The sequence below is a fragment of the Ferviditalea candida genome, assembly GCF_035282765.1.
Classification (GTDB): domain Bacteria; phylum Bacillota; class Bacilli; order Paenibacillales; family KCTC-25726; genus Ferviditalea; species Ferviditalea candida.
Genome location: NZ_JAYJLD010000001.1, coordinates 278,824 through 304,984, shown reverse-complemented (window position 1 = coordinate 304,984; position 26,161 = coordinate 278,824). Strand labels below are relative to the sequence as shown.

The following is a 26,161-nucleotide window of genomic DNA, read 5'->3' as shown; positions in this document are numbered from 1 at the left end:
GATCCGGTAGGACGCATCCGCCTCAATAGCATTACGCTCGTAAAATCCATGGCGTTGAAGCCGATTTCTAGCCCGGCACATGGGGCAGCAGTCCAATTCGGGAAAGTCGTTGGCCTTTCCGAGCTCCGTGTAACGGGACACATCCACTAGAAAGTTATGGTAAAAGATCTATTCCAAAAAACAATAAAGTATCATTCATAAAATAACCAAACCTTTCTTGAGCTTCAATTTACATCGTATTGACTAATAAAATCCCCCAATTCTTCACTGGCAACAAGAAATTGGGATTTGGCGTCAAAGTGTCTGGGACTTGTTTCGAAGGTTGCCCCGCCCCAAAACCCGAAATGTTGAACGGTTCCATCTTTGAAGTGCAGAGTGATGAGCCCTTTGGGGGTCGGTCCATGAGCGATTCGATTGCTTTTTGCAAAATCGGATTCCCTTAACCATTGAAGAACCTTCTCTTTCTCGATTTGGGAAAAAGTATGTTCTGATATTCCTGCATAGGTTGCTTTCTCGATATTTTCTGTTGTCAGGGTGGACTTGAATTGATTCCAAATCCGTCTATCCTTTTGTTCATCACTATTCCAGAACATGATTCCGGCAACAGCGGAGACAATTATGATAATGACTAAGAACGATTTTTTCAATGGATTCGCCTCCTTAAAAACTATCCCCTTACTACTAAGAACCTGATTTTGCTGTTAGTTAAGTTAGAACACTCATAACCTGCAAGGTACAAAAACACCAAACGATTGGGATATACCAATCTTACGGCCCAACGATTAAGGTATAGTCTGTTGTTCAACAAGGAATATTTGACTGAAATCATTTTCACTTTTTTATCGGCAGCGCAAAATATATATAATTGACTGGTTAAATGGCTGTAAGCATCAATCCGCCATACAAGCTCGCCTTGATTTAACTCTCCAATATAGACAGACGGCCGCTCGGGATGCCAATACAAACCCTTCTTCCGGTCCACAAAGAAAACAGGTTCATCGGCGATTCCCTTCATTACTCTATCCACTTGTTCGAACTGCTCCAATTCGGCCGACTTGAGCTCACTGAGTTGTCCCGTCTCGATACTCAAAATCTTGTATGCAATCTCTTGTTTTTGCTCGTTAACAGGCTTTTTTCGATTCAACCGATAATATTGCAGAACTGCCTCATTCCGATCCGGCAGCCAGCCGGCCAGTTCAACATGCATTCCGGGCTGTTCCGCTTGCACAGCTTGGACAGGTTTTCCGGCTCGATCCATCAGGATAAAAGCCTGTGGCGCCAAAACATCAATGTCCCCGCCATCCATCCAGTTATCCGGACTATCGTCCAAGGCATACGGATAGACGGAATAACGGCTGTCCGGACTCCAGAACGGACCTGTCGAGAGCTCCTTGCGTTCGAGCGAAGCCACTTCCGTCCCGCGAACGTCATAAAGACGATGATTGTGCCAGAACATCTTGCCGTCCGGTGAACGAGCAATGCCCCAGTATGGCCAGATGTTTATAAATTTCCGCTCTAGGCGCAAGGATGTCTTTTCCCGCAAATCATACACCAAAGCGTTTCCTTGCGAAAAGCTGTTGATGGACAGCGTGCCGCGATTGTCGCTCAACGATCCTCGCGAATAAAAATCGGGAGCAACATTGTCAGGTTGATTGGCGAACAGCACCTTTTTCTCACCCGTGTAAATATTCAGGGATTCGATATTATACGCTGTTTTTATGCCGGGAGCCCCATGTCAGCAACGTAAATGATGCTTTCCTCATCCATGAACCCGATCAGACCGGCCAGGGAATCGGCAGAATATTCATCCGTGACCCATGCATTCGACAGAGGATAGACATGAAACAATTTGGTGTTTGGATCGATGACCAAGACATCTTTGCGATACCAAGCCTCTTTCGCTGATTTCGCTTCCGTTCTTCTGATCTCAAGCAAGATCTCATCTAATCCTTATTATTTCTGGAAGGCACGAAGTCATATTTCATCATAAGCAGGATCATATCGCCCTGATCGGTTTATCCTTTTTGTTGCTGCCTTATTTAGTATGACGATTTTTTGAGATTCGGAAAGGAAATGATTTGATGAAAAGAGTGATTGCAGGAGTTATTTTATTGGGGTTAGTTACATTCGGCTCTTGGTGGGTGCAGGGATTTACGGTGGAAACCGGAATAAGAGATGCTCATTAATTGTAAGCATCTTGTTTGCTTATTTCCCTGCCCCGTTCCGGGCAAGCTCTTTGCGTACAATGGGCGCAACACGGGTGCCGAGCAGTTCAATGGCACGCAACACTTCCCGGTGCGGCATCGTGCCGACATTGACATGCAGGAAGAATCGACTGACTCCCAAATTTTTGCGCAGCAGAATAATCTTTTCCGCAACATAATCGGGATCGCCGACATAGAGGGCGCCCCGAAGACTGCGGGCGGCATCATAGCTTGCGCGGGTATAAGGCCCCCACCCCCGCTCGCGTCCGATTACATTCATTTGGGCTTGGGTCGGAGGGAAAAATAGTTCGGCGGCCTGCTCGGTTGTTTCCCCGACAAAACCGTGAGAATGCGTGGCAATCGGGAGTTTGTCCGGATCATGACCAGCTCTTGCGGCAGCCTCTTGATAGAGGGAAACTAATGGAGCAAAGCTTTCCGGCATTCCGCCGATAATCGCGAATACGATCGGAAGGCCGAGCATTCCTGCCCGAACAGCTGACTCGGGATTCCCGCCGCTTGCGATCCATACTGGCAGCGGGTTTTGCACGGACCGGGGATAAACGCCAAGGTTATGGATGGCGGGACGATAGCGGCCGCGCCAAGTGACCTTTTCCGAGGCTCTGATCGCCAGGAGCAGCTCGAGTTTTTCTTCGAACAATTCGTCATAATCGTCCAGGCTGTATCCGAACAGCGGAAAGGATTCAATGAACGATCCCCGGCCTGCCATGATTTCGGCCCGGCCGTTCGAGATGCCGTCAAGTGTGGAAAAAGCTTGATATACTCGAACCGGGTCGTCGGAGGAGAGCACGGTAACGGCGCTCGTGAGTCTGATCCTTTTCGTCATGGCCGCTGCTGCGGCCAGCACAACAGCGGGCGATGTGCCTGCGTAATCGGCTCGATGATGCTCCCCGATTCCATAGACATCCAAACCGACCTGATCGGCCAGCACAATCTCCTCAACCGCATTGCGCAGCCGTTCGGCATGGCTGATGACCTCTCCGGTCGCCGGGTCCGGCGTAGCCTCCAGAAATGTACTGATTCCTATCTCCATGTTGGTTGTCTGATCGCTCATCTTGATTCCCCCTCCGTCAATACTTTAAGTTTACTCATTTATTTGCATTTTCTCAAATAAACAGCGTTATAATGAAAGCAAGGAATTAACAATTAAAGGGAATCAATGATGATTGAACGGGGGAATATTGTGCAAAAATGATGAACTCAAGCAAATCGTCAAAAACGCAGACAGCGCAATAAATCAAGAGGATTTCGATGCTCTAATGGAATTTTATTCAGATGATGCCGCCTTGGTTGTCAAACCCGGAACGGTAGCGAAAGGAAAGGAAGAAATTCTGCGGGCCCTTTCAGGCAATTGCGGATTATTTCAATCACAGCTTAATCGTCAACCAGGACAAAATGGTTGTCATTGAAGCGGAGGATACGGCATTGGTGATTGCAAAAGCCCAGTTGAGCGCCAAGCAAAAGACTGATTCGGAATTTTCCATGGAAAGAATTTCGACTTATGTTTTTAAAAAGGATTCAAACGGAACATGGCGCTGTGTTATTGATAATTCGTATGGAGCCGAGCTGCTTGAATCCTAATATTGGGGGAGTTTGTTCATGGGTGAAAAGTTGAGCAAATGTCAAATTCAACGGAAAGGAATTGTACGCAGTGTGGGAAATGACTTCGGAGTCGTTGAGATTGAAGGAAGGAGCAGCAAAGTGCCGATCGCAAAAATTACCGCTAGAGCAGGACCCGGCGATGTAATAAAATGGACAGGGACCCTCTGGACAGTTTGATGCTGCAATCTGGTCAATCGGGCGTTCGTTCAGCCGAACGCTCTTCTTTTTTGCCGAAAACAGGCATAGAAATGTAAAAAAGCCTCTACCTAGGACCCGATAACGGAGGATACGGATGTGAAATGGAAGAGAAGGCGAAGATGGAAAAGCAGAACGAATAAACCGGGCAGCCGTAAAAAATGGTTTATGCTGGTCATGGTCATATTTTCCTTGTTCTCGCTGCAAACTTTTATTTTCGTGGAAAAAAATCTGCGTGACCCGCTGATGAACATTGCCAAAATACGGATCAAGCAAATGGCAACGGAAGCGATTAATTCATCCATTACAAAAAATATTTCACAGGGCACCAATTTTGAAAAATTGATCGATTGGAAAACCGATCACAGTGGAAAAATAGCCGGATTTATGCTGAACTATGCTGAGCACATGAAAATTGCTTCCGATACGATCAAAACCGTGCAAAACACTTTGGATGGCCTGAAGCAAATCCCGGACCATATTCCTTTGGGAGAGGCGTTCAACAGTGCGATCCTGGCTTCCTTCGGCCCGGAAATTCCAATCAAATTCGTCCCGGCGGGTGCGGTGAAGGTTGATTTGAATACGCGGCAGATCAATGCCGGAATCAATATGCTTTTGGTGGAGGTCTATATCCGGATCATTGCGGAGGTAACGATCATTATTCCGTTTGATACCCAGCCGGAAGTGGTCTCTACGGAGGTGCCGATTTCCTATCTGCTGGTGGTCGGAGATACGCCGATGTACTATGTCGACAACAAAGGCAATCCGATCGGAAATTCCGATCCGCTGCCGCCGAACATCTCGCTTCCTGACGTGCAAACTCAAAAAAATGGAGTCAGCAGCTTCAATACCCCGCCGGATAGCGGCTCGACGGGTACTGTAGGGCCTGGGGTAAGCTTGAAAAAATGATGGGGGAAATTACCATTGGCAGACTGAAGGCGGGCTGATTGAGGCCCGCTTTCAGTCTGAAACGGTCATTTCTTTCTTTTGTTCATGCGCTCTTCCCTTTCCCACTTGACCAGATACGGATACGGATCGAAAGGCCATTCCGACCAGCCGCTGTCGCGATAAAGCCCATAGTGCAGATGCGGAGGGAATTTTCCCTGTGTTCCAGGCTTACCGTAACCGGAGCTGCCTACCCACCCCACCACGTCACCGGGCTTGACCACGTAGCCGGCGTGAATATTCTTGGAATAACCGGAAAGATGAGCGTAATAGTGGTAGACATTATGAATATCGCGGATGCCGATTCGCCAGCCTCCGTAACGATTCCAGCCTTTGATTTCGACAACTCCGTAGGAGGTGCTTCGGACCGGAACACCGTATCCGGCAAAAATATCCGTCCCTTCATGAATCCGGTACCCCCCCCAGTTTCGTCCGGCACCCCAGGTGCTCCTATATGCATGATTGGAGTTGACCGGTAGAGGAAAGACATGCTTGTCGAGATCCAAGGTGCCCATTTCAGCGTAAATTTTGGCAAATTGCTCGATCCGCTGCACGCTTCTGGAATTATGATAGTAATTCCACATCCCGATGCGCAAGTCGTCCCAAGAGGTTCCCTGCTTCAAAATAAAATCGGCCATGCTGTAGAGAAGATCCGCATCATTGGTCCGATCCGCATAGCCGTCACCGTCTCCGTCTTTTCCAAAGCCGTTGAAAAAAGCGATTGACGCCATGCTGCGATCGTCGGGATCGGGATTCAACGCCCCCGCCCATTGCTCCGGCGGAAAATAGATTGCAATCAGACCTTGCGCTTCCGGCCTTTTTTTGCGGTTGGCGATGGTCAGGGTGCGTTCGTATTGATCAACCGCGGCCAGATAATACCATGGAATTCCGGTTAAAGCGCTCATCTGCTCAAAGAGATTTTTACGTTCAATATAGATTTGGTGCTTATTCATTTGTTCAGCCTTTGCTGCTTCTTTTCCCGCAGCCCCCAAAGGAAACAGGGAGATGCAGGAGACCGCCATGGTGGCAATCACTGCAATACGAAAAACGGATCCCGTCAGGCCGTTCATTCTCCTCACCTGATAATTCCTCCTGTGAAGAATTTTGTTTTGTTTAAACTTATCATGTTCAGATGATGTTATTTTCATCCTGCTGTAGTATACTTGTTGGCAGCATAAACCTGATGATTACAAGCGCGGCCGCAATGGACCCGCATTCGTGAATCAATTGTGGATGGAAACGGGGTGGGGGAAGAAGATGAAATTCGAACATAGTCTTGAGCATGAGGACTCTCAAATGATGATCGTTCAGGCCAATATCGACGATATGAATCCGGAATTCAGCCCGCATATTTCCGACCTGCTGTTTGCAGCCGGAGTAAACGATGTCTATTGGATCCCGATCATCATGAAACGGGGGCGCCTCGGGATACAGCTGAACGTTCTGACTGGAGCGGAGCTGCTGCCCGAGGTGGAGCGGATTATTTTTGAGGAGACGACGACCCTGGGTCTTCGCTACTGGCCTGCGACGGTACATAGGCTGGGCCGGGAATTCGTTCAGGTTCAAACAACATGGGGGGCGGTTCGTGTAAAGGCCGGCTTTTATCAGGGGAAGCTGGTACAATTCGCTCCCGAATTCAACGAGTGCGAAAGCATCGCGCGAGCACATGGAGTGCCGTTGAAAAAGGTGTACGATGAGGTGCGCAATTTATTCATACAGGAGCATGAAGATTCCGGACAAATCGGCAGCCAAGCGCACAAAAGTAAGCAAAGCCCATGATATCAAATCATGGGCTTTGCTGTGCTCATAAGTCAGCGGTTGTCGGAGCGATGGTCATGATGATGATCATGATGATGATCATGATGATGATCATGTGGGGCAGGATCATGGATTTGGTTAAAGCCAGGGGTATGGATTAGCTGCAGCTTGTTCCAATCCGCGGTGCCGACTACGGCGCGAAGCACATTGGGCTGGCTAGGCAGTTCTCTTGTTCCGGCGCCGTACCCGATGCTATCAATGATCATGGCCGGAAGACCTTCGGAGAAGCCCTCGGCCGTACCTGCAATGATTCCCGCGCCTGTAGGCGTTGTTAATTCCTGGGGGAGATCGGATTGCTGGATGGGAATGCCCTTCATCATTTCCAAGGTGGCCGGAGCCGGAACCGGATATCGTCCGTGATCGCACCATACGTTGCCCGTTCCCAAGGCAACCGGAGAGGCAATAACCTTGTCCACCTGGAGCGAATCGATGGCCAAAGCGGTTCCGACGATATCCACAATGGAATCGACTGCGCCAACCTCATGAAAATGAACGCGTTCCAACGGGATTCCGTGAATTTTGGCCTCCGCCCGCCCGATTTTCTCAAAAATCGCCAAGCTCAAGGCTGCGGCTCTACCGCTTAAGCCTGCTTTGCCGATCATTTCCGCGATGTCGGCATAATGGCGGTGATGCTTCGGAGGTTGTGCCGAATCCGGAATCACATCGAATTTAAGTGCGAGGATGCCGGATTTATTGACTTGTTTCCATTCAAGGGAAAACGGCTCAATCGGCAGTTTGTTCAATTCTTTTTCCACATATTGTCGGTCTGCGCCGGCATCGACCAAAGCGCCTACGGTCATATCTCCGCTGATTCCGGAAAAACAGTGCAAATAAAGAATGCGCACATCGCACCTCCTGAGTGGATTTGGTTAAGTTTATTTTTGAACGGACCGGTTCTTGTTGATCAATCCTGCGTAATAGCCCGCCCCGAAGCCGTTGTCGATATTGACCACCGCGATGCCGGGAGCGCAGGCGTTCAGCATGGATAAAAGGGCGGACAACCCCTGGAAATTGGCCCCGTAGCCGATGCTCGTCGGAACGGCGATCACCGGCTTGGAAACCAATCCTCCGACGACACTGGGCAGCGCGCCTTCCATTCCGGCGGCAACCACAACAGCATTGGCTCCCCGGATCAGGGAAAGCTTGGCGAACAGACGGTGGATTCCCGCTACGCCCACATCATAGATTCGTTCCACGTGATTGCCCATCGCTTCACAAACGATCGCCGCTTCCTCCGCCACCGGCAGGTCCGAGGTTCCGGCGCAAACAACGGCAACATAGCCCTCATGAACTTTGAGAATCGGTTTTTTAAACCAGGTGAGAATTCTCGCTTGATCGTGGTAAGTAATATCCCCGAGCGATTTCATCGCTTCTGCCGCCTTTTCGGGATCAACCCGGGTAGCGAGGATACGGTCGGTATGCTGCTTCAATTTTTGAAAAATGGCGACAAGCTGTTCGACCGTTTTTTGTTCACCGAATATGACTTCCGGAAACCCGGTTCTTTTTTCTCTCTCGATATCCAGCTGGGCAAATCCGAGATCCTCAACGGTTGGAAATTGCGCTGATATTCGTGCCTTCGCTTCCTCGACGTCAAGTTCCCCCGATTTTACCATGGACAGCATTTGTTCCAGATTCAACTTGCGCTTCCCCCCTTTTCCCCTCATATCATATCAAAAACACGGGAGAAAGTGGAATGTTTCACTAATCATGTTATAATACAAACATGAAATCCGGAATTACTCTTTCCAATATTCATTCAAGTTTCGCAGGTTCGTATTACGTTCAGGGAAGGAGAGCGCGCATGCCGATAGAGCAAATTGGAAGAAAACCCGAATGGTTGAAAATACAGCTGACAAAGGGCGAAAATTTCAAAGAACTGAAGCAGATTATGCGTTCCAAGACCCTGCATACCGTATGCGAGGAAGCCAAATGCCCGAATATTCACGAGTGCTGGGCTAACCGGACGGCAACGTTCATGATTCTCGGGGATATTTGCACCCGAGCCTGCCGATTCTGCGCGGTCCAATCCGGCATGCCGAGCGAGTTGGATCTGCAGGAGCCCGAGCGGGTGGCCGATGCCGCCGATCAGATGGGCTTACGGCATGTCGTGGTCACTTCCGTCGCCCGTGACGACTTGGCGGACGGGGGCGCCGGGATTTTTGCCGAAACCGTCAGGGCGATCCGCCGTAAGCTTCCTTTGTGCGGGGTTGAAGTCTTGATCCCCGATTTCATGGGGAATCCGGATTCTTTGAAGACAGTCATCGATGCCAAGCCGGATGTGCTCAATCACAATGTAGAGACGGTGGAACGCCTTTCCGATAAAGTCCGGTCCAAGGCCAAATACCGAAGATCTCTGGAATTGCTGGAACGCTCCAAAACGCTCGATCCGCAGATTCCGACCAAGTCCAGCATCATGGTCGGTGTCGGGGAGGAGTGGGAAGAAATTTTGGCGACGATGGACGACCTTCGCAAAGCCGGGGTGGACATTCTCACAATCGGGCAATATTTGCAGCCCACCTCAAAACACCTGACCATTAAAAAGTATTATAGCCCTGCAGAATTTGCTCTGCTCAAAGAAGAAGGGGGCAAGCGCGGGTTCAGCCATGTGGAATCCGGACCGCTCGTCCGAAGCTCCTATCACGCTCATGAGCAAAAGGAAGCAGCCCGCCATGCGCGGGATTTGCGGGACAACTAGCATTGCTTGGAGGGATCGATTTTGATTCACATCATGGACAAAACATTTGAACTTGTTCAGGAACATAAAAACGGATGGAATCCGGAGGCATTCCGCGAACGGTATTCCGAGATCCTTGACCGCTATGACTATATTGTCGGCGACTGGGGGTACAATCAGCTCAGGTTGAAAGGCTTCTTTAAGGAGACGAACCCCAAAGCGAACAAAGAGACCAGCATTGCCGGCCTTCAGGATTACCTCAACGAATACTGCAATTTCGGGTGCGCCTACTTTGTCCTGGAAAAAGCGCCGCGGCCCAATCAACGAAACGGCCAGGAGCAGCGAAATAACGCATGATTTCCAATATATTCAAAGTCAATGCATCAGGGCTTGATGATTATGAGACTAGGATTGCTGAGCTGTAACTGGTTACGTTATGAAGATTGAAAATCAAAGAGCCTTAATCGTTAATCCTATAAGCAGAGAAATGGATGAAACGAGAAAAGAGTTCTACTTTGCATACTGCGTTTCAAATATGCCATCAAATTTGGAGGTTGGACAGTATGTAGATGTATGGTTTGAAAATGATAAATCTATGACGAAAAATCATCAATTTGGACGATTCGATTCAAGAATGCAAGTATTACGGATAGCCCAACAGAAGAACCCAACGGTCGTCTACCAAAGTATTTGCTGTATGCATTAGGTATTTTGGTCCGTCAGTATGCCGAGCATAATTTTGAAGATGATTGGGTTCCTGTAACAAGGGAAACATTCAATATAAGCAAGAGGGATCGTGAAGGTTGGAAGGATCTCCAGCGGATAATTGACCTACTGGAAAAGAACAAGGTAATAGAAAGAAACACGTTTTTACTTTTTAATAGCAGTCCAGAACTTAATTTTCACGTTCTAGTCCGCCGCTGTTTCTTGTTATTTGTGATATGATAAGTGCGCCGTCCATCAGTTTTACGGCTGCGGTTTGTCGCTGTTGATGAAGGCTTCCTTCACCCGGGTCCAAAAAGGAAAGGGCCTGAAGCGGGCGAAGCTTACTCTCTTGTCGGCCACTCTGCAGCGGATGGACTGGATGTCATCGTGAACGACCTGTAGATGATCGATGAAAAGCTGGATTTTTTGATGCGTTTTCGGGTAAATGTCGCAGTGATGATGCCGCGGCAGAATGATCGATGAGCCCAAGGTCCGGAAGACACGGTTGTTGATGGAGGCTATTTCCGCAATCTGGATGGTTTCCAGCGAAGGATGGATAATGGCGCCACCCAGACTTTTATTGTAAGCTGTGCTTCCGGCCGGAGTCGATATGCAGATCCCGTCGCCCCTGAACATTTCGAAGGTTTCGTCGTTAATGTCGAGCCGTGCGACCAAAGTGGCTTCAGCACCTTTCACAGTGAATTCGTTAAGCGCATAATGCACTTCAGTACCCGATTTCGTATGAATTTGCATTTCGGCAAGAGGATACTTGACGATTCGCCTTTCATACCCTTTTTTGGGACCGGACATCAGCTTGGCGAGCAGCTCGATTTCATCGGGCTTCCAGTCGGCAAAAAAACCGAGATGTCCCGTATGAATCCCGACAAAGGAGATTTCGTCAAGCTTGTCGATGAACAGATGGAATGCGTGCAGCAGGGTGCCGTCCCCGCCGATCGACAGCACCACGTCGGGCGATTCCCGATCCTCCGTCATGCCAAGCTGCGCGGCCAATTCACGGAATTGATCGGTCAGCTCGATGGATATTCGATCATCGCGGTTCACAAGAGAATATTTCAAATAAGGTACTCCTTCCGGACAATATCTGATTAAGTCCATCATAAACAATCCATTTTTATAACACAACTGCCTCTTCTTGTATTCAAAGAAGTTTCGTCAGCAGCCGCAGTAATCGGTATACCCCAAAAATGCCGGGGATAAGCGCCAATGAAACGAAAAATATGGGAACGGCGGCGAACATGCTCCATCCGATCCAGGTCATTTCCAAGCCTGATCCGCTGTGGAAAACAGGCACGGCTTGAGAAAAACGGCCGAGGACGGGCTTGAGCGGAATCCACAGCAAAAGCACAAGCAGGACCGAAATCAGTCCGTGAATGAAGCGCGCAACAACAAAAGGGAGGTATCTGAATTTGGTGTGAGTGAGCAGACTGACGATTTGGGCGTGTACGGATAATCCGCTCCAGGAAAGGATAAAAGCAGCCGCAGCCGCTTTATGAATCAAAGGGATGTCCGGGCCCGCAGTACCCGCCGATTTGGCGCCGAGGGTGACCTCAAACAATCCGTTGACAAACGCTTGCACCAACTGATCAGGAATCCGAAACAGGCGGAAAATAAAATGAAACATGCCGTAAATGGCGTCCATAATATGGGAGATGGAGAGAAGTTCCAACAAGCTCGAAAAAAAAACGACCAAACCGCCCACGACAAAAATGAGCCGGAGCGAAGTTTGCACCGCTTCCTTCAATAGAATGCCCAAGGGCCTTCCATCCAACAACCTCGCTCGGTGCATCGCCTGAAGAGCTTTATAAAGAATGAACGGTTTGGTTTGGGAATGGGAAGCATCGGCCTGGGAGTGCGGGCCGTAAAATCTCATTAGAAGACCCACGAGGAGGGCTCCGCCATAATGGGAAACGGCCAATATAAGTGCGACCGAGGGATCATGAAAAAAACCGACGGAAACCGCTCCGATCAAAAAAATGGGGTCTGAGGTGGAGGTGAAGGCTACCAGTCTCTCCGCTTCCGCACGATCGATCAGCCTTTGGTCCCAAAGCTGGGATGTCAATCGGGCGCCGACCGGATAACCGGAGGCGAATCCCATCGCCATGACAAATCCGCCGATGCCGGGAACGCGGAATAACGGACGCATCAACGGATCAAGAAGGGTACCCCAAAAATGGACGATTCCGAATCCCAGGAGCACCTCAGAGATGACGAAGAAAGGGAAAAGAGCGGGAAACAGAATATCCCACCAAATTTCCACTCCTCTGGCTGCGGCTTTCATCCCCTCTGCAGGGTAATAAACAAACAGCAGGATGAATAAAACAACAGCAAAGCCGATGAATGGGGTGTGCAGTTTGCGCCATAATTGCATAGATCGCTGCCTCCTTCTGCCGCATGCACTCGTCTCTTTCATTTTATGTTCATGAACAGTGGGACATGACTTCACAAAGCTAGTCGGTTTGAACTGGAAATCTTTTCGCGTAGATATTCCTCAAGAAGGAAAAATGTTATAATGGGATTGATTCTACGAAAAAGGAAGTATGCTCAATATGCAGCCATCCAACTTTCAGACTATTTTTGAAGCCATCGGCGGTGCGGAGACGATCAGACGCATTGTGGAGGCATTTTATCCCAAGGTGCAGCAGGATCCTCTGATCGGGCCTTTCTTTCCGGAAGATATCCGGCCGGTTCAAGAGAAACAATATTTGTTTTTGACGCAATTTTTCGGAGGACCAGCATTGTATTCCGAACAGTATGGCCACCCGATGATGAGAGCGCGCCATCTTCCCTTTCCGATTACCCCGGCTCATGCGGATGCTTGGCTGGGATGCATGCAAAGCGCGCTGCAGGAAGCCGGCTTGGACGAAACCTTGCAGCGAATTGTATTGGAGCGCCTTCAAGGGACCGCATATCATTTTGTCAACACTCGTTGAGTTGTTGAACTGTTTGCAACAGATATTCATGCTCTGGAGGGGCCATCATGCTGGAACCGCTGTATCGAATCGACATTAAATGCCCGGTTTGCGAGAATTCATTCAAGACATCGAAGGTTCGCCCGAGCTTTAAAAAATCGCTTTCTTCAGAAAGTGATTTCTTCAATAAATACAAGGATATCAATCCCGATTTTTACATCGTGCGGGTTTGTCCTTTTTGCGGCTATTCCAGCACGGAAAATTTTGAGAATCGCCTGACGGGAGAGATGCTGACCGCATTTGCCGGAAAAGTGTCCGCGAATTGGTCCCAACGGGATTTCGGGCAGGAAAGAAGCTGGGACGAAGCGCTGCAAACCCTGAAGCTCGGACTGATATGCGCACAAATCGCGGAGGAGAAAGACCGTGTCATCGCCGGGCTGCTGCATCATATTGCATGGAGATACAGGGAACGAGGGGATAAGGGACAAGAATTGAGGTTCCTTCAATTTGCTCTGGAAGCCTATATCAAGGTTTATGAGCTGGAAGCCGAGAATGTGAATAATGCGAGATTGATGTATTTGATCGGTGAGTTGAACAGACGGGTAAAAAAATATTATGATGCGGTCAAATGGTTCTCCCGCGTGATTCACGACAAAAAAATAGTGGACGGCGGGATGATCCGGGCTTCAAAGGAGCAGTGGATGTTGACCAGGCAAGAGATGATTGCGGCGAAGTTGGAGCTGCCCGAAGAAATGAAGGAGGATGCTCATCCTTAATAGGTTACCTTAAATTTGGCATAAACAAATCAAGACGCTCAATGCTGTCTGCCGAGACACCATCAAGCGTCTTTGTTGCCTTCGCGAAAACTGCGGTTGAAGCTGAAGCGGTTTCTTCCGGCGTGTTTCGATGCATACAAGGCCTCGTCCGCCGCGTCAATCAATGAGTGCAGGTCGTCATAGAGGGTTCGGGCTGAAGCAATACCGATAGAAACGGAAATGCAGCCGAGCGGTTGGACTTCTTGGTGCGCAAAGCGGTAAGCAGAGATTGCGGAGCATAAACGGCGGGCCGTTTCGGCCAACTTCGAAGCTTCATTGGTATGGCACAGGAGAATGAATTCTTCCCCTCCGTAGCGGGCCAAATAATCCAGTTCGCCGATGGAGTGGCGAAGCAGCTTGGCAACCTTGCGAAGGAGCTCATCCCCTTTCAAATGCCCGACAGAATCATTGTAATTTTTGAAATGATCCACGTCTATCATCATGATGGAAATTTTTCTTTTTCGCAGGATGCTGTTGGCCACTTCGAGAAAACTTCGGTAATTGGGCAGCCCGGTCAAGCTGTCTTGATTGGCCAGCAGCTCAAGCTTTCGCTGCATGATCCATGCCGCCACTTCTTCGTTGTACATGGCTATGAGCAGGGTGATGGTGAGGGCGGAAATGATCATCAGCTGCAGCGTCATCCGGATCCACTCGAATGATGTTAACTGGGAATGGAAATATCCCGCGACCAGCAGGATCAGGAAGTACAGCAGCAGCCCCATCAGGCCGTCCTTCCTGTGAATGGATACAAAGCCTGTCCGGTATTCAGTCCGGTGAAAAATAGAAGAGGCTATCGCCGGAACTGCAAACTCTAGGGGAATCCCCCAAAAGCTGTATCCATTGTCAAAAAAAAGGCTGACTGCCGCCGGCAAAAGGGCGGAAGAAAAAGCGACCGCATAACCGAAACGAAGTCCGGCCATCAGGATGGGGATAAACCGTAAATCTGGCGGAAAGCCGTTGTCCGCTATGGGATAAAACATCATCAGGATGGATGCGGCGCTGGTTAGCAAGGGAATGGTGATTTGCTCGGAGAATTTGCCGATCAACCGGGAACGGATTTTGAGGCCGATATAATTCAGTGCGACGAGCATGCCGATATTTGTAGCGGCACTAAACCAGTAACTCATTTTCACCTCTCCCGGGCGCTCATTCGGAATGCTCTTCTTTATCTTTTTCTGCCAGTTGGGCCAGCTTTTGCATCAGGATGTGTTTTGGCATATGCATGATGTGCTCGATGGGCACGTTCAGATGCTCAGCAAGCTTCTTGGCCGTTTCCGAGGAAATTGAAAGCGGTTTCGACATGGGAACTGCCCTCCTTTCGGGAAAGTGACGTCTATAGATAGTTATACACTTCCCGAGAATGATTTTCAACATAAGTTGCTAGATTTTTGATTTTTTATCCAATTGTGGTTTAATAAGAGAAACTCCTTAGGATTTAGTGGAAAGGTGAGATTGTGTGTGAAAAAGCAGCTTGAGACAACGTGGAATCTGGATAATATTTTTCCCGGCGGAAGTGAATCGGACGAACTGCAGGCGTTTCTGGATACGATTGAACAGGACATTCAACGTTTGGAAGAACGACTGAAAGCAGATAATTTCGCCAGCGCCGGTGAACGACAGGTGCAGCCGCTGGTCGAGCTGATTCAGGATATTTCCGCTCGATTGATTGAAGCGGAGTCGTTCGCCGTCTGTTTGACTTCGCAGGACCAAACCGATCAAAAAGCGGTGCAGATCAGCGGGAAGATCAAAAGCTTGAATGCCGGATTTGCCTCCGCCTCCATACATTTTGACCAATTATTGACGCAAATTCCCGATAACCGCTGGGAGGTGATGCTGGAAAGCGATGTTATCTGGCAAATTTCATTTGTTTTGAACGAACGCAGAACAAGAGCTTTGGACAGGATGCTTCCCGAATTGGAAGCATTGGCGGCCGATGCTGCCGTGGACGGTTATCACGGCTGGAGTGAACTGTATGATGCGGCGGTGGGAAGATTGAGGATACCGTTCGAAGAAAACGGAAAGCTCCTGCTGCTGTCCGCAGGGCAGGCCGACAATAAGCTTCATTCGCCGGAACGCCGATTGCGTGAAAATGTGTTCGAGCGGTGGCAGAATGCCTGGTCCGAACAAGCGGAATTATGCGCTTTGTCCTTGAATCATTTGGCGGGCTTTCGGCTGCAGCTGTATAAGCATCGGGGATGGGATTCCGTGTTGAAGGAACCTCTGGAAATCAACCGGATGTCGGAAAAAACCTTACAGACGATGTGGGAAGTGATCGACCGAAATAAAGAGGTGTTCCTTCGCTATCTTCAGCGCAAGGCGTCTCTGCTCGGGGTGGATTCGCTTAGCTGGCACGACGTGGAGGCTCCTTTGGGCGAGGGCGGCAAAGAAATTTCCTTTGACCGTGCGGCGGGAATGATTGTGGAGCAGTTCGGGAAATTCAGTCCGCAGATGGCTGATTTTGCCGAGATGGCATTCGAGAGGCGCTGGATCGAAGCGGAGGATCGCCCCGGCAAAAGACCGGGCGGCTTCTGCACGTCATTTCCGGTCAGCGGGGAATCGCGCATCTTCATGACATACGGCCAAACCCTTGACAATGTCGGCACGCTTGCGCATGAGTTGGGGCATGCATACCATCAGCATTTGATGAACGGCCTCCCCGAAATGCTTCAGAATTATGCGATGAACGTGGCGGAGACCGCTTCCACTTTCGCTGAAATGATCGTTGTGGACGCTTCGCTCAAGATGGCCGACAATGTGCAGGAACGGATTTTTTTGCTGGAGGATAAAATTCAGCGTGCCGTTACCTTCTTCATGAATATTCAAGCGAGATTCCTGTTTGAAGTGCAATTCTACAAGGAACGGAAATCCGGCTTGGTTAGTGTGGACAGATTGAATGAAATTATGACCGAAGCCCAGCAGAAAGCTTTCCGCCATTCCCTGGGCAGCTATCATCCCTATTTTTGGGCTTCCAAGCTTCATTTTTATGCAACGGACGTTCCATTCTATAATTTCCCGTACACCTTCGGTTACCTGTTCAGCACCGGTTTATACGCCAGAGCGCTTGAGGAAGGCCCTGGATTTGCTGACAAATACGCCGCGCTGCTCAGAGATACGGGCGCCATGCCGGTGGAGGAGCTAGCAAGAAAACATTTGGGGGCGGATTTGACCCGGGACGATTTCTGGCAGGCCGCTATTGAGTTGCTTATAAAAGATGTAAATGAATTTTTATCGTTGACGAAAACGCGTGAATAAACAGGTGGTAAAAAACATAAAAAAATGTAAAAATATGTTGAACAGGAAATTAAACAATATTATAATATGACTAAGGTCCTGCTTCTGAGGGCTTATGTATCATGAAACTATCCTATCGTGAAAGGGGGAACATGATGATATTGGAGAATCTTTCTCTGGCAAGGCAGGTGGATATGGTATTCCGGGAAATCAAGAATGAATTGTTGCTGCTTACTTCCGGAACCGTTTTCATTCAAATCCGCAGCAACATCGTCGGAAAGTTTGGAGTCCGGCATGACCCGCTGGAATGCAAGGGAGGAGTGATTCGGGAGGTTCGCAAGGGATTGTCGGAAGAACAGTTTGCAAGCTTTCGGCAAATGGCAATTGAAGCTTTGAAGCACAAAAAAAATTGGACTCATGGAGAAATTTATTTTGAATTTGCTGTTAAGCAAAATGTGCTTCATGCCAGCATCAACCTAGAATCGAATTATAATATGGCTCAAGTGGTCATGCGGATGAATCATCACAGTCATGACGAATAAGCGCGAATAGTCACGGAAACTGCCTCGGCACCCGAGAATCGGCGAGGCAGTTTTCTTTTTTTTCGCCGTTTATTCTTGTCGAGATATATCTTTACGATATTGCACATGTATCATATACTAAAAAATAAAGTAGAAATCATATAAACACCAAGATCTGGAAATGAGGAATTCTGCGTGGCATTGGAAATATCGCTCAAACTTCTCCTCTCTATTTTGATGTACTCGTCGATTGTAATGGTAGCTTTTTCAATGTTCCGCATGACGGCCATGGATGACCCAAAAGTGATTGCTGTTATTGGTTTATCGGTCGGCGCAGCAAATTACTACTTTAAATTTATCGTTCTTTCCCAACTGTTCATATTAATCAGTCTAATGCTGTTTATTGTATTGTCGATGATTTTGCTCAGAATTCCTTTTTTATATTCAGCGTTGATGTGCATCACGGGTCTCATCTATGCTTTTGTGGTCGATATGGTCGTGTCGATGATTTTTATAGGCCTGCATTTGACGACAGCGGAGGAATTAAACTCTCCCAGGCTTCTGTTATTTGCATTGATGAATATCAGTTTTATCCTCATAAATACGCTCACATATTTGTTCTTAAAAAGATATAAAATTGGGTTTATATTTATTGCGCGGAAATTCCACACGTCGAACGGCCTGAAGCCTCACAATTTTCTTTGGGCGACGGTGCTGATCATCGGGGTCGCATACGCTCAATTTACAATCTATAATATGGACTTGCAGTCCATGCATTTTGTGATGCTGATTGTCATGGTGCTTATTTTGTTCGTCATTTTGAATTATTCATACAATCAGAACAAAAGGCATATCAACGACCGTTTTAGAAGGTGAAAAGATGCAGGTTATGGACAAGGTGGCCGATCAAATCGCTCGTTACGTGCATAAAAATGCAGAGAATCCTTCATCCAAGGCTGTTTTGAAGTATGCCGTCCTGAATATTATGGACACGATAATCGTATTTGCTGTGGTGCTTGCCATCTGTTTGGCCACAGGCCATTTTTGGAATGGTTTGGTTGCCGTGACGGCTTTTCCGATTTTGCGGAATTACAGCGGAGGAATGCATCTTTATTCACCGCGGGCATGCAATGTGCTTTCCGCGTTTTTTGTCATTGCGGCAGCCCATGTCTCCTTCCCTTTCTGGTTTGTCGGATTATCTTTGAACCTCGTCTCCTTGGTGCTAGTGCTTATTTATGCCCCGGCTAACATCAGGGGGTACAGCCGGGCGGATGAATCGGCCTATCGCAAAGCGAAAATCATTGCCGCCCTCATCGTATCGGCCAACTTTCTCATCCAATCGCCGGTTTTGTCTGCCGTATTTTTACTCCAATCCGTGACCCTTCCGCAAATCTCGCAGAAGCTTGCGAATTTTATAAAAATTTAAAAGAGGAGGGATTTGCATGGAAAACAAAATTGCTCAACTTGCTGACAGAGGCTTGAGTGCGTTTGCGCGCCGTCTTTCTGAACTGAATTGCGCGCTGTGGTGCCACCGCTACGAAGTGCCGGAAGAATTGAAGCAAGCTCCGAAAGAAACGCAAAAGTAATGATCTGCTTTTAGAGTTCCTCCCAGAAAAGCTGCCCAATCCGTAAGGACGGGGCAGCTTTTCTTTGTGGAAATAAGTAACGAAGGGTCAGCCATTACGTACAAACCAACGTTATCTTTGACCTGCCAGTTGCTGTTCTGCGATTTGAACAAGACGACGGGTGATATGGCCTCCGATTGCACCTGCATCACGGGTTGCCATAAACCCCATGTAACCGTCTTGAGGGATTTGGATGCCCAATTCCTGAGCGACTTCATATTTCAGTTGGTCCAGAGCGGCATCCGCTTGAGGCACTACGAGTTGGTTGCTGGAACGGCTTTGTCCTTTTGCCATTTTTATCACCTCCATTAGGTAGTATGAACCAAAACCGGAATTATACTCAGCCTGCAGGAATGGTAATTTTGCCCACAACGGTAATCTGAACAGCGAGTTTTTTACTTATTATTGAATTTAGAGGAAAGATCTCGGCAAGTATTTTCGGACGATTCGATGGTCCAAGCGGCAACTCTGGTTCCCAGCTTCACTGCATCCTCCAATGAAAGCTTGCGGATCAGCCCGGCTACGGTTCCCGAGAAGAAGGCGTCCCCCGCTCCGCTGGAATCCACCAAGCGGACAGGCACGACCGGCTGATATCCCGTACATCCCGTATTGGAATCGTAATAAACCGATCCGTTTTCCCCCAATGTAATCACCATTGACGGGATGCCGATCGAATGAGCGTACAGCTTCAATTGTTCAGCGATCTGCTGCGGAGTTTGATGATTCAGGCTGACTTCCATGATTTTTTCGGCCTCTACTTCATTACAGATGAAACACTGAAGCTCGGCAAGCAAATGGCGATTTCTCAAGATCACGTCAAGATTGCCCGGTATGCCGTACACCGGCTTGGCATAGCGTTTGGACAATTCGATGATCGTTTCGGAAATGGCGTCGCTCAAATCCAATTCCAGCACCAGTTGTTCAGATTCACGAACCCATTCTGCTCCATGGTCACGAAGCTTATTTTCCAGGAAGCCCAATTCAGGCATCTGTGAAATGGAACCGGCGAGATTTCCCTCTTCGTTCAGGATGGCGAGCCACATTCCCATGCCGTTGGGTTCCGACTCGAACAATGCGGTGGTGTCCACACGGGAATGCCGCAATCTAGAGACAACCTCACGGCCGATGGCCGAAGTATCGACGGTGGAGACGAATTTGACCGGAAGGCCCAAGTTGGATAAATTTTCCGCAACATTTCGGCCGACGCCGCCGTGCACAAATTCGATGCGTCCGAGATTCCTTCCGTGCGGATCATAGGGAAGCGCGGAAAAACCTTTGCAATCAACAAATACGGTACCGGTCACCATGATTGAATTCATGATATTGAAGGACCCTCCTTCAAGAGAAATGAACTGTGTTTTAGGGCTCGCGATGTAATTCGCGGAAGTTATTTCATCGCGAAGCCTTAACTGCTCCCATTGTATCATGATTGCTGCCATAGTTCATTGAATTATAGGAATTCCGATTTCAGGGCGAAAACGGATTTTTTTAGGATAGGATTTGACATTGCCGACATTCCATGTATTATAATAATAAACGTCTCATGCCATTTTCATGGCATCAGCGGATGATATGAAAATACGAAATCCAAATGCGATGACAGGAATTAGTAGGTGCCGACGTCACTGCAGAGAGCCGGTGGTTGCTGCGAACCGGTGTGCCGGGCATGCGAATGGATCCTTGAGCGGAAGGTCGAACGATTCGTCCTGAATCATTTGATTGGATAATTTCAGCGGCGTTATATTCAGTAGACCGGACGGACGTTCCCCGTTAACGGAATTAAAGGTTTCCGCTATGCAAGCTGCGGGAATGAATTAGGGTGGCACCACGGTCTTCCGTCCCTTTGGACGGGAGGCCTATTTGTTATTTGGCGAAATCACTCATAGGAGGAATGGGACCTTGAAACGAGTATTGTCGGGCATACAGCCCAGCGGCTCTTTGACGTTGGGGAATTACATCGGAGCAATCCAGAACTTTGTCAAGCTTCAGCACACTCATCAATGCTACTTTATGGTCGTGGATTTGCATGCGATCACGGTTCCGCAAGAACCGAAGGCTTTGCGGGAACAGACGGAATCGGTGGCGGCCTTGTTCGTTGCAGCCGGCATAGATCCGGAGAAAGCGAATGTTTTCCTGCAGTCGCATGTGCCGGCGCATGCCGAGCTGGGATGGATCATGACGACGCTGACCCATATGGGGGAATTGGAACGGATGACCCAGTTCAAGGACAAATCCTCCGGAAAGGAATCCGTGGGAGCCGGGTTATTCGTCTATCCTTCGCTGATGGCGGCGGATATTCTGCTTTACAATGCGGATCTGGTTCCCGTCGGGGATGACCAAAAGCAGCATTTGGAGCTGACGAGGGATCTTGCGCAGCGCTTCAACCAGCGTTTTGGGGAATATTTCACCATACCCGAACCGTATATTCCGGAGGTCGGGGCAAGAATCATGTCACTGGACGACGCCTCCAATAAAATGAGCAAAAGCAATCCGAACCCCGGAAGTTATATTGCCCTGCTTGATCCGCCGGATGTCATCCGCAAAAAAATAAGCCGCGCAACTACAGATTCCGGGCGGGAGATCAAATACGACGTGAAGGCGAAACCGGAAGTCAGTAATCTGCTCAGCATCTATTCACAGTGTGCGAAGCTTTCCATAGCCAATATCGAAGCCAAGTATGAAGGACAGGGTTACGGCCAATTCAAGAAGGATCTGGCGGAGCATGTGATTGCGACGCTCGAACCGATTCAGCAGAGATATCGTGAAATTCGCTCATCGGGGAAAATCATCGATATTCTGGACAAAGGGGCACAACGGGCTTCGGAGGCGGCAGATGAAACACTGCGGAATGTAAAAGAACGGATGGGCTTTTTGCTGCGCGGATGAAAAAGAACCTGCGGTCTTGGGGCTCGCGATGAATCGCGATGCCTTATTCCGCAGGTTTCCGATTCTGAGGTTCGGTGTCCTTGCCATAAGCCGGGGAAGCGGTACCTGCAGTCCGCTCATGGAGAATTCGGGCTTTCCGCATTCTCGCCTTGACGACGAATCCGGATCCTATAAATCCGATCGCCGCCAGGACCGTAGCGCCCGTCCAAGCAAGACTCCGGAAGCTTAATGCGACGCCGACCAATCCGAGAAGAACAGTTCCGATGATTGCAAAGAGCAGCGCCATTCGTTTGTCCAATTCATTCACCTCTCACGGTCAGCTCAAAAGATCCAAGCGAAGTTTTTTTCCCAGCCGCTCATCGCTCAACCAGCCAACGTAGCAATCCAGAGTGCGCATCTGTTGATCCGCCAGCAGCACGCCGACGAACGGATAGTGTTTGCGGTGTCTGTAACGGACATCAAGCCAGCGAATCTCGTAGCCCCAAGCATGTTCCCTGACTTCCGCACAGGCGTGAGAACTGAAATAAAGAAAGGCGGCGATGTCAGGATGTTGTTTGGAGGCTTCCGCCGCCGGATGATTGCAGCGGCTGACCTGGTCGATCCACTGCAGCTTGCCGTTTTTCAGTTCGCCCAGCATGTAGCTCCCGTCCTGCCTAAGTTTGACCACATTCCAGGCGTTTATATTGAAAGTGGGAATGAGGCTGTAACGGTCATCGCGGGCGTAATCGGCATCTTGGTGACGAAGGCTCTTTTCCAAACGGAAGTGGACGGCCGTTCTCCAAATATAATAAAACGCCAAAAACAGGTACAAACCGGAAAATAAATAGGCCGGAGGCGCCAAATGCGCAGCCCATATGAGCAGGGCTAGCACGTGCGAGCTGAAAATAACCGGGTCGAAAATGTGAATAATGTTCCAGGACACCCACTTATCCGAGAACGGGCGAAAGGCCTGGGTGCCGTATGTGTTAAATAAATCGGTAAAGACATGAAAAACGACGGCGATTGTCACCCATACCCCCAAATGAAGCACGGGAACCCCCGGAAAAGAGAGCGACAGGAGTAAGGTAATCAGCAGGCTCCATAAGGCCATGAACGGCAGCGAATGAGAAATCCCGCGGTGGTTCTTGATATATGCGGCGTTGCCTTTAAAACGCAGGAGTCCGTCCGCATCGGGAGCCTGCGACCCCAGAACCGTACCGATGAGCACTGCCGTTGCCGCTGTTGCGCTGCCTGCCACAACCGGATCGATATAGGCCAGCCCGGCCAATCCCAATCCAATGACAAGATGAGTTCCGGTATCCATTAAGCTACCTCCATGATTGATAAATATTGATAAGCGTTCCTTACCATGATTTTTGCGGCATGCAACAAATGATAAAAAAACATGCTGAACCGTCCTTGAAAAAATTCACATTGAATGAATTTTTGCGGAAGTGAATTTTCAAGGCAGTGGAACATTATGATTAAGATAAATTTATTTTACCATGTTTTTTACACGAATAAAATCGACAGGGGGCCATTTCATGAACAAAGCATTTGTGGAGTACCGGATTCAACCTGAATATCGAAATGACTATTTCAGTTTTATCCGTGCGCGGCTCGAACAACATTCGAATATGGAAGCTTACGAGGGAGCGGACCAGCCGGGGTTGTTTGTTGAGGTGTGGGACGGGCTCACCGAGGAACAATTCCGGGAGCTGCAGACGGTACGGCGCGATCCGTATTCATCGTGGGGAGAGCTGGACAGATTCATGGCAGGCGGACTGCAGAAATTGAACATATGGCTGTTTTCGCCCATACAAAAAGAATAGCCCGCGGCGTCCCCGTTATCGGCATCGGCAACGCGCGAAGCTATCTTTTTCTTTGTTGAATTATCGGCCTGGCATATAGGGATATGTGTATTTTAATTCTCCTTCAAATGTGATGTAGTCAAGATTCACCATCAACAGCAGGGTTCTGACGCCCGTCTGCGGATCGCTGATGATGATGTGATCTCGGCCGGCGGCTTCCAGCCTCCCTTTGAATATTTTGGCGTTCCATTGCGTGTTGTTTTCGAATGTCATGTAAATGGTGGCGATTTTACCCAGATTCAGACGCAGAATATTTTCGATATAGGATTCCTCAATCGGCAGCAAACCCGGCGGCGTCGGCATCATCGGCGCCGTCGGCATCACTCCGGGAATCATGGCGCCTGCGGGAACGGGAGGCGGATAAGCGCCATATCCGGCGCCCACTTGCGGCGGGTAAGGATATCCGGATCCGTAAGGATCGAATGCCGGTCTGAAATTGACCATACTCTTTTATTCCTCCTTTGTTTTCAGTATGTTCCGTAAACTCTCGGACAATCTTTGCCGGTGGGGGCGAAAAAACAGTGGGCTTTGTAGCGGCCCGTGTTTCTCTGCCTATACCACTGGCTCGGGCAGGCTCCTGAGGGGCGGAAAAACCACAGGGCATACGATGCGGGGTGCTGCCGTTCGCCGTTGACGCATCTTCGGGCGAGGCGAATTTCTTTATCTCTGGCGCGTTGATAAAAATACCCTTTGACGGTCGCTTCGAATCCCCCCGGTCTTTGGAAGACCATTTGCTGAAGATTGCGGATTTTTTTGAAATCCAGACAGTTGGATTTAACCCGGTTAACCCCGACATTCCCAACCATCAGCATGCCAAGATCCCCTTCCCCTTCGGCTTCCGCCCGCATGAGCCTGGCAAGCAGTTTGATATGCTCCGTAGACGCTTTGATCACGGCCATGGTTGCTCATCACTTCCCTTCGACCAAGGCTGAATTCACAGTACACAGTATATTCGCCCACCGGTTCGGATGTTACTTGGTATTGTCAATAAAAAATTACATGACAAAGCTGGATAAAACGACAATTTTATGAAAACATTCTGCGCAGATTGTCAAACAGGATTCAGGTTGTTATGATAGTTAGGTATGAGTGCCATTCTCATTCGCGATGGCGCATGGATTGGCATAGGGCATCGCATCGACTCCGCTTAAAGCGGGCAAAATTACAGAGATCGCAGGAGATCTCTTTTTTTCAAGGAGGATTATCGCGGCAGTGGAAAAACATTTAAGTATACATGCTCCCTCCGAACCGATGCAGGATGCTTCGGTTCCCGTCGAGAGCGGGGCGACTTGGAAGGATTATGTGCAGCTGATGAAGCCCGGAATCCTCCGCTCGAATGTGATTGCAGCGTTCGGCGGTTTTTGGCTGGCTTCCCATTGGAGTATAAATTGGGCGTTGATGATATTCATGCTGATCGGAACGTCTCTGATCATTGCCTCTTCCTGCGTGTTCAATAATTTTCTGGACAGGGAATTTGACCGGAAAATGGCCCGCACGCGAAGCCGGGCTCTGCCCTCAGGGCGGGTTCAGCCCACCCAAGTATTATGGTTCGGAACGATTCTCGGGCTTGCCGGATTGACCGAGCTCGTATTGTTGGTCAATACGCTGACGGCTGTGCTCGGATTGATCGGCATGTTTTTTTATGTCATCATCTATACGGCTTGGCTTAAACGGACCTCGACGTTGAGTACGGTGATGGGATCGTTCTCGGGCTCCATGCCTCCGGTGATGGGATACGTGGCGGTGAGCGGAGCGATGGATGCCGGGGCGTGGATTTTGTTCGCCATCTTGTTTTTATGGCAGCCCCCGCATTTTTGGGCATTGGGCATTCGCCGCAAAGAAGAATACAGAGCCGCCGGCTTCATGATTCTTCCCGTCGTGAAAGGGACCCAACGGACCAAGCTGCAGATGATCCCCTATATCGTTCTGCTCATTCCGGTTTCCACGCTGTTGTACTATTACGGCTATGTAGGGATCGTCCACCTTTCCGTCTCCGTTGTTCTTGGCGGAATTTGGCTGATAATGGCGCTGGCGGGCCTGAAAAGCAAGAACGACGACATCTGGGCCAGGAACAATTTCATCTTTTCCATTAATTATTTGATGATCACCTTTCTGATCATGATTATCGATACAGCGAAATGA

The 26,161-nt window shown here is 49.0% G+C and carries 32 protein-coding genes, 1 pseudogene and 1 other annotated feature; of the genes and pseudogenes, 16 read left to right on the top strand and 17 right to left on the bottom strand.

Going from position 1 to position 26,161, the window contains the following annotated elements; translation table 11 throughout:
* Positions 1 to 224: 224 nt before the first annotated feature.
* The 4 genes from VF724_RS01625 to VF724_RS01610 all read right to left on the bottom strand — a co-directional run bounded on the left by VF724_RS01625 (position 225) and on the right by VF724_RS01610 (position 3,255).
* Complete coding sequence (locus VF724_RS01625; protein WP_371752454.1) at positions 225 to 647, bottom strand: hypothetical protein; 423 nt, start codon at positions 645 to 647, stop codon at positions 225 to 227.
* A 20-nt stretch (positions 648 to 667) separates the two neighbouring features.
* A complete protein-coding gene (locus tag VF724_RS01620) occupies positions 668 to 1,666 on the bottom strand; it encodes a hypothetical protein (protein WP_371752453.1) in 999 nt (332 codons plus the stop codon).
* A gap of 50 nt (positions 1,667 to 1,716) precedes the next feature.
* The gene (locus VF724_RS01615) at positions 1,717 to 1,935 is read right to left on the bottom strand and encodes a hypothetical protein (RefSeq protein ID WP_371752452.1); all 219 of its coding nucleotides are present in this window, start codon (positions 1,933 to 1,935) and stop codon (positions 1,717 to 1,719) included.
* A 270-nt stretch (positions 1,936 to 2,205) separates the two neighbouring features.
* Complete coding sequence (locus VF724_RS01610; protein WP_371752471.1) at positions 2,206 to 3,255, bottom strand: LLM class flavin-dependent oxidoreductase; 1,050 nt, start codon at positions 3,253 to 3,255, stop codon at positions 2,206 to 2,208.
* A gap of 148 nt (positions 3,256 to 3,403) precedes the next feature.
* Here VF724_RS01610 and VF724_RS01605 point away from each other — a divergent pair.
* Together VF724_RS01605 and yunB are read left to right on the top strand one after the other, a co-directional pair.
* Positions 3,404 to 3,803 (top strand): annotated as a pseudogene (locus tag VF724_RS01605) (YybH family protein).
* A 315-nt stretch (positions 3,804 to 4,118) separates the two neighbouring features.
* The gene (yunB, locus tag VF724_RS01600; RefSeq protein WP_371752451.1) at positions 4,119 to 4,928 is read left to right on the top strand and encodes a sporulation protein YunB; all 810 of its coding nucleotides are present in this window, start codon (positions 4,119 to 4,121) and stop codon (positions 4,926 to 4,928) included.
* Positions 4,929 to 4,993: 65 nt separating this feature from the next.
* Here the strand turns inward: yunB and VF724_RS01595 are convergent, their stop codons facing one another.
* Positions 4,994 to 6,034, bottom strand: coding sequence for a M23 family metallopeptidase (locus tag VF724_RS01595; protein WP_371752470.1), 1,041 nt, complete (start codon positions 6,032 to 6,034; stop codon positions 4,994 to 4,996).
* A 187-nt stretch (positions 6,035 to 6,221) separates the two neighbouring features.
* Here VF724_RS01595 and larC2 point away from each other — a divergent pair, with 187 nt between their 5' ends.
* Positions 6,222 to 6,743 (top strand): nickel pincer cofactor biosynthesis protein LarC2, encoded by a 522-nt coding sequence (larC2, locus tag VF724_RS01590; protein ID WP_371752450.1) that lies wholly within the window; start codon positions 6,222 to 6,224, stop codon positions 6,741 to 6,743.
* A 32-nt stretch (positions 6,744 to 6,775) separates the two neighbouring features.
* On the opposite strand, the gene larC is transcribed toward larC2, so the two are convergent.
* Both larC and larB read right to left on the bottom strand, forming a co-directional pair.
* Positions 6,776 to 7,627, bottom strand: coding sequence for a nickel pincer cofactor biosynthesis protein LarC (gene larC, locus VF724_RS01585; protein ID WP_371752449.1), 852 nt, complete (start codon positions 7,625 to 7,627; stop codon positions 6,776 to 6,778).
* Between the two features lie 30 nt (positions 7,628 to 7,657).
* Entirely contained in the window at positions 7,658 to 8,446 is a 789-nt protein-coding gene (larB, locus tag VF724_RS01580) for a nickel pincer cofactor biosynthesis protein LarB (protein ID WP_371752448.1), read from the bottom strand.
* Positions 8,447 to 8,583: 137 nt separating this feature from the next.
* Between larB and lipA the strand changes: the two genes are divergently transcribed.
* The 3 genes from lipA (at position 8,584) to VF724_RS01565 (ending at position 10,162) form a co-directional block, all read left to right on the top strand.
* Positions 8,584 to 9,477, top strand: a complete 894-nt coding sequence (lipA, locus tag VF724_RS01575; RefSeq protein WP_371752447.1) for a lipoyl synthase — start codon at positions 8,584 to 8,586, stop codon at positions 9,475 to 9,477.
* 21 nt (positions 9,478 to 9,498) lie between these two features.
* Entirely contained in the window at positions 9,499 to 9,813 is a 315-nt protein-coding gene (locus VF724_RS01570; RefSeq protein WP_371752446.1) for a YutD family protein, read from the top strand.
* A 79-nt stretch (positions 9,814 to 9,892) separates the two neighbouring features.
* Complete coding sequence (locus VF724_RS01565; protein ID WP_371752445.1) at positions 9,893 to 10,162, top strand: hypothetical protein; 270 nt, start codon at positions 9,893 to 9,895, stop codon at positions 10,160 to 10,162.
* Positions 10,163 to 10,422: 260 nt separating this feature from the next.
* On the opposite strand, the gene VF724_RS01560 is transcribed toward VF724_RS01565, so the two are convergent.
* A complete protein-coding gene (locus tag VF724_RS01560) occupies positions 10,423 to 11,238 on the bottom strand; it encodes an NAD kinase (RefSeq protein ID WP_371752444.1) in 816 nt (271 codons plus the stop codon).
* Positions 11,239 to 11,320: 82 nt separating this feature from the next.
* Positions 11,321 to 12,550 (bottom strand): dipicolinic acid transporter SpoVV, encoded by a 1,230-nt coding sequence (gene spoVV / locus VF724_RS01555; RefSeq protein WP_371752443.1) that lies wholly within the window; start codon positions 12,548 to 12,550, stop codon positions 11,321 to 11,323.
* 178 nt (positions 12,551 to 12,728) lie between these two features.
* Here spoVV and VF724_RS01550 point away from each other — a divergent pair, with 178 nt between their 5' ends.
* Both VF724_RS01550 and VF724_RS01545 read left to right on the top strand, forming a co-directional pair.
* Positions 12,729 to 13,112: a globin domain-containing protein gene (locus VF724_RS01550; RefSeq protein ID WP_371752442.1), complete on the top strand. Its 384-nt coding sequence runs from the start codon at positions 12,729 to 12,731 to the stop codon at positions 13,110 to 13,112.
* A 47-nt stretch (positions 13,113 to 13,159) separates the two neighbouring features.
* Entirely contained in the window at positions 13,160 to 13,867 is a 708-nt protein-coding gene (locus VF724_RS01545) for a DUF2225 domain-containing protein (protein ID WP_371752441.1), read from the top strand.
* A 62-nt stretch (positions 13,868 to 13,929) separates the two neighbouring features.
* On the opposite strand, the gene VF724_RS01540 is transcribed toward VF724_RS01545, so the two are convergent.
* A complete protein-coding gene (locus tag VF724_RS01540; RefSeq protein ID WP_371752440.1) occupies positions 13,930 to 15,033 on the bottom strand; it encodes a diguanylate cyclase in 1,104 nt (367 codons plus the stop codon).
* A 19-nt stretch (positions 15,034 to 15,052) separates the two neighbouring features.
* On the bottom strand, positions 15,053 to 15,208 hold the full coding sequence (locus tag VF724_RS01535) for a YycC family protein (RefSeq protein ID WP_371752439.1): 156 nt from the start codon (positions 15,206 to 15,208) through the stop codon (positions 15,053 to 15,055).
* A 156-nt stretch (positions 15,209 to 15,364) separates the two neighbouring features.
* On the opposite strand from VF724_RS01535, the gene VF724_RS01530 reads away from it, so the two are divergent.
* From VF724_RS01530 to VF724_RS01510, 5 genes are all read left to right on the top strand, one after another.
* A complete protein-coding gene (locus VF724_RS01530) occupies positions 15,365 to 17,158 on the top strand; it encodes a M3 family oligoendopeptidase (protein WP_371752438.1) in 1,794 nt (597 codons plus the stop codon).
* Positions 17,159 to 17,292: 134 nt separating this feature from the next.
* Positions 17,293 to 17,679, top strand: a complete 387-nt coding sequence (locus VF724_RS01525; RefSeq protein WP_371752437.1) for an O-methyltransferase — start codon at positions 17,293 to 17,295, stop codon at positions 17,677 to 17,679.
* 174 nt (positions 17,680 to 17,853) lie between these two features.
* Complete coding sequence (locus tag VF724_RS01520; RefSeq protein ID WP_371752436.1) at positions 17,854 to 18,534, top strand: hypothetical protein; 681 nt, start codon at positions 17,854 to 17,856, stop codon at positions 18,532 to 18,534.
* 4 nt (positions 18,535 to 18,538) lie between these two features.
* Positions 18,539 to 19,084, top strand: coding sequence for an accessory gene regulator B family protein (locus VF724_RS01515; RefSeq protein WP_371752435.1), 546 nt, complete (start codon positions 18,539 to 18,541; stop codon positions 19,082 to 19,084).
* 16 nt (positions 19,085 to 19,100) lie between these two features.
* A complete protein-coding gene (locus tag VF724_RS01510; protein ID WP_371752434.1) occupies positions 19,101 to 19,244 on the top strand; it encodes a hypothetical protein in 144 nt (47 codons plus the stop codon).
* A gap of 111 nt (positions 19,245 to 19,355) precedes the next feature.
* Here the strand turns inward: VF724_RS01510 and VF724_RS01505 are convergent, their stop codons facing one another.
* Positions 19,356 to 19,577, bottom strand: a complete 222-nt coding sequence (locus VF724_RS01505; RefSeq protein WP_371752433.1) for an alpha/beta-type small acid-soluble spore protein — start codon at positions 19,575 to 19,577, stop codon at positions 19,356 to 19,358.
* 101 nt (positions 19,578 to 19,678) lie between these two features.
* A complete protein-coding gene (locus VF724_RS01500) occupies positions 19,679 to 20,602 on the bottom strand; it encodes a PfkB family carbohydrate kinase (RefSeq protein ID WP_371752432.1) in 924 nt (307 codons plus the stop codon).
* Positions 20,603 to 20,870: 268 nt separating this feature from the next.
* Positions 20,871 to 21,129 (top strand) — a binding site (T-box leader).
* A 53-nt stretch (positions 21,130 to 21,182) separates the two neighbouring features.
* Between VF724_RS01500 and trpS the strand changes: the two genes are divergently transcribed.
* Positions 21,183 to 22,169, top strand: coding sequence for a tryptophan--tRNA ligase (gene trpS, locus VF724_RS01495; RefSeq protein ID WP_371752431.1), 987 nt, complete (start codon positions 21,183 to 21,185; stop codon positions 22,167 to 22,169).
* 43 nt (positions 22,170 to 22,212) lie between these two features.
* Here trpS and VF724_RS01490 read toward each other — a convergent pair whose 3' ends face one another.
* Positions 22,213 to 22,467 (bottom strand): DUF5325 family protein, encoded by a 255-nt coding sequence (locus VF724_RS01490; protein WP_371752430.1) that lies wholly within the window; start codon positions 22,465 to 22,467, stop codon positions 22,213 to 22,215.
* An 18-nt stretch (positions 22,468 to 22,485) separates the two neighbouring features.
* Entirely contained in the window at positions 22,486 to 23,472 is a 987-nt protein-coding gene (locus VF724_RS01485; RefSeq protein ID WP_371752429.1) for a metal-dependent hydrolase, read from the bottom strand.
* Positions 23,473 to 23,692: 220 nt separating this feature from the next.
* Between VF724_RS01485 and VF724_RS01480 the strand changes: the two genes are divergently transcribed.
* Positions 23,693 to 23,980 carry a hypothetical protein gene (locus VF724_RS01480; protein ID WP_371752428.1) on the top strand — a complete coding sequence of 96 codons (288 nt, stop codon included), beginning with the start codon at positions 23,693 to 23,695 and terminating at the stop codon, positions 23,978 to 23,980.
* Between the two features lie 60 nt (positions 23,981 to 24,040).
* Here VF724_RS01480 and gerQ read toward each other — a convergent pair whose 3' ends face one another.
* On the bottom strand, positions 24,041 to 24,463 hold the full coding sequence (gene gerQ / locus VF724_RS01475) for a spore coat protein GerQ (protein WP_371752427.1): 423 nt from the start codon (positions 24,461 to 24,463) through the stop codon (positions 24,041 to 24,043).
* Positions 24,464 to 24,486: 23 nt separating this feature from the next.
* On the bottom strand, positions 24,487 to 24,918 hold the full coding sequence (locus tag VF724_RS01470) for a cell wall hydrolase (protein ID WP_371752426.1): 432 nt from the start codon (positions 24,916 to 24,918) through the stop codon (positions 24,487 to 24,489).
* A 313-nt stretch (positions 24,919 to 25,231) separates the two neighbouring features.
* On the opposite strand from VF724_RS01470, the gene cyoE reads away from it, so the two are divergent.
* Complete coding sequence (gene cyoE, locus VF724_RS01465; RefSeq protein ID WP_371752425.1) at positions 25,232 to 26,161, top strand: heme o synthase; 930 nt, start codon at positions 25,232 to 25,234, stop codon at positions 26,159 to 26,161.

Bases quoted from the DNA above. Each gene is read 5' to 3' on its own strand.
- VF724_RS01610 (WP_371752471.1), bottom strand. From the start codon at position 3,255: ATGGAGATAGGAATCAGTACATTTCTGGAGGCTACGCCGGACCCGGCG.
- VF724_RS01595 (WP_371752470.1), bottom strand. From the start codon at position 6,034: ATGAACGGCCTGACGGGATCCGTTTTTCGTATTGCAGTGATTGCCACC.
- larC2 (WP_371752450.1), top strand. From the start codon at position 6,222: ATGAAATTCGAACATAGTCTTGAGCATGAGGACTCTCAAATGATGATC.
- larB (WP_371752448.1), bottom strand. From the start codon at position 8,446: ATGAGGGGAAAAGGGGGGAAGCGCAAGTTGAATCTGGAACAAATGCTG.
- lipA (WP_371752447.1), top strand. From the start codon at position 8,584: ATGCCGATAGAGCAAATTGGAAGAAAACCCGAATGGTTGAAAATACAG.
- VF724_RS01565 (WP_371752445.1), top strand. From the start codon at position 9,893: ATGAAGATTGAAAATCAAAGAGCCTTAATCGTTAATCCTATAAGCAGA.
- spoVV (WP_371752443.1), bottom strand. From the start codon at position 12,550: ATGCAATTATGGCGCAAACTGCACACCCCATTCATCGGCTTTGCTGTT.
- VF724_RS01550 (WP_371752442.1), top strand. From the start codon at position 12,729: ATGCAGCCATCCAACTTTCAGACTATTTTTGAAGCCATCGGCGGTGCG.
- VF724_RS01545 (WP_371752441.1), top strand. From the start codon at position 13,160: ATGCTGGAACCGCTGTATCGAATCGACATTAAATGCCCGGTTTGCGAG.
- VF724_RS01540 (WP_371752440.1), bottom strand. From the start codon at position 15,033: ATGAGTTACTGGTTTAGTGCCGCTACAAATATCGGCATGCTCGTCGCA.
- VF724_RS01535 (WP_371752439.1), bottom strand. From the start codon at position 15,208: ATGTCGAAACCGCTTTCAATTTCCTCGGAAACGGCCAAGAAGCTTGCT.
- VF724_RS01525 (WP_371752437.1), top strand. From the start codon at position 17,293: ATGATATTGGAGAATCTTTCTCTGGCAAGGCAGGTGGATATGGTATTC.
- VF724_RS01515 (WP_371752435.1), top strand. From the start codon at position 18,539: ATGCAGGTTATGGACAAGGTGGCCGATCAAATCGCTCGTTACGTGCAT.
- VF724_RS01510 (WP_371752434.1), top strand. From the start codon at position 19,101: ATGGAAAACAAAATTGCTCAACTTGCTGACAGAGGCTTGAGTGCGTTT.
- VF724_RS01505 (WP_371752433.1), bottom strand. From the start codon at position 19,577: ATGGCAAAAGGACAAAGCCGTTCCAGCAACCAACTCGTAGTGCCTCAA.
- VF724_RS01500 (WP_371752432.1), bottom strand. From the start codon at position 20,602: ATGAATTCAATCATGGTGACCGGTACCGTATTTGTTGATTGCAAAGGT.
- VF724_RS01485 (WP_371752429.1), bottom strand. From the start codon at position 23,472: ATGGATACCGGAACTCATCTTGTCATTGGATTGGGATTGGCCGGGCTG.
- VF724_RS01480 (WP_371752428.1), top strand. From the start codon at position 23,693: ATGAACAAAGCATTTGTGGAGTACCGGATTCAACCTGAATATCGAAAT.
- gerQ (WP_371752427.1), bottom strand. From the start codon at position 24,463: ATGGTCAATTTCAGACCGGCATTCGATCCTTACGGATCCGGATATCCT.
- VF724_RS01470 (WP_371752426.1), bottom strand. From the start codon at position 24,918: ATGGCCGTGATCAAAGCGTCTACGGAGCATATCAAACTGCTTGCCAGG.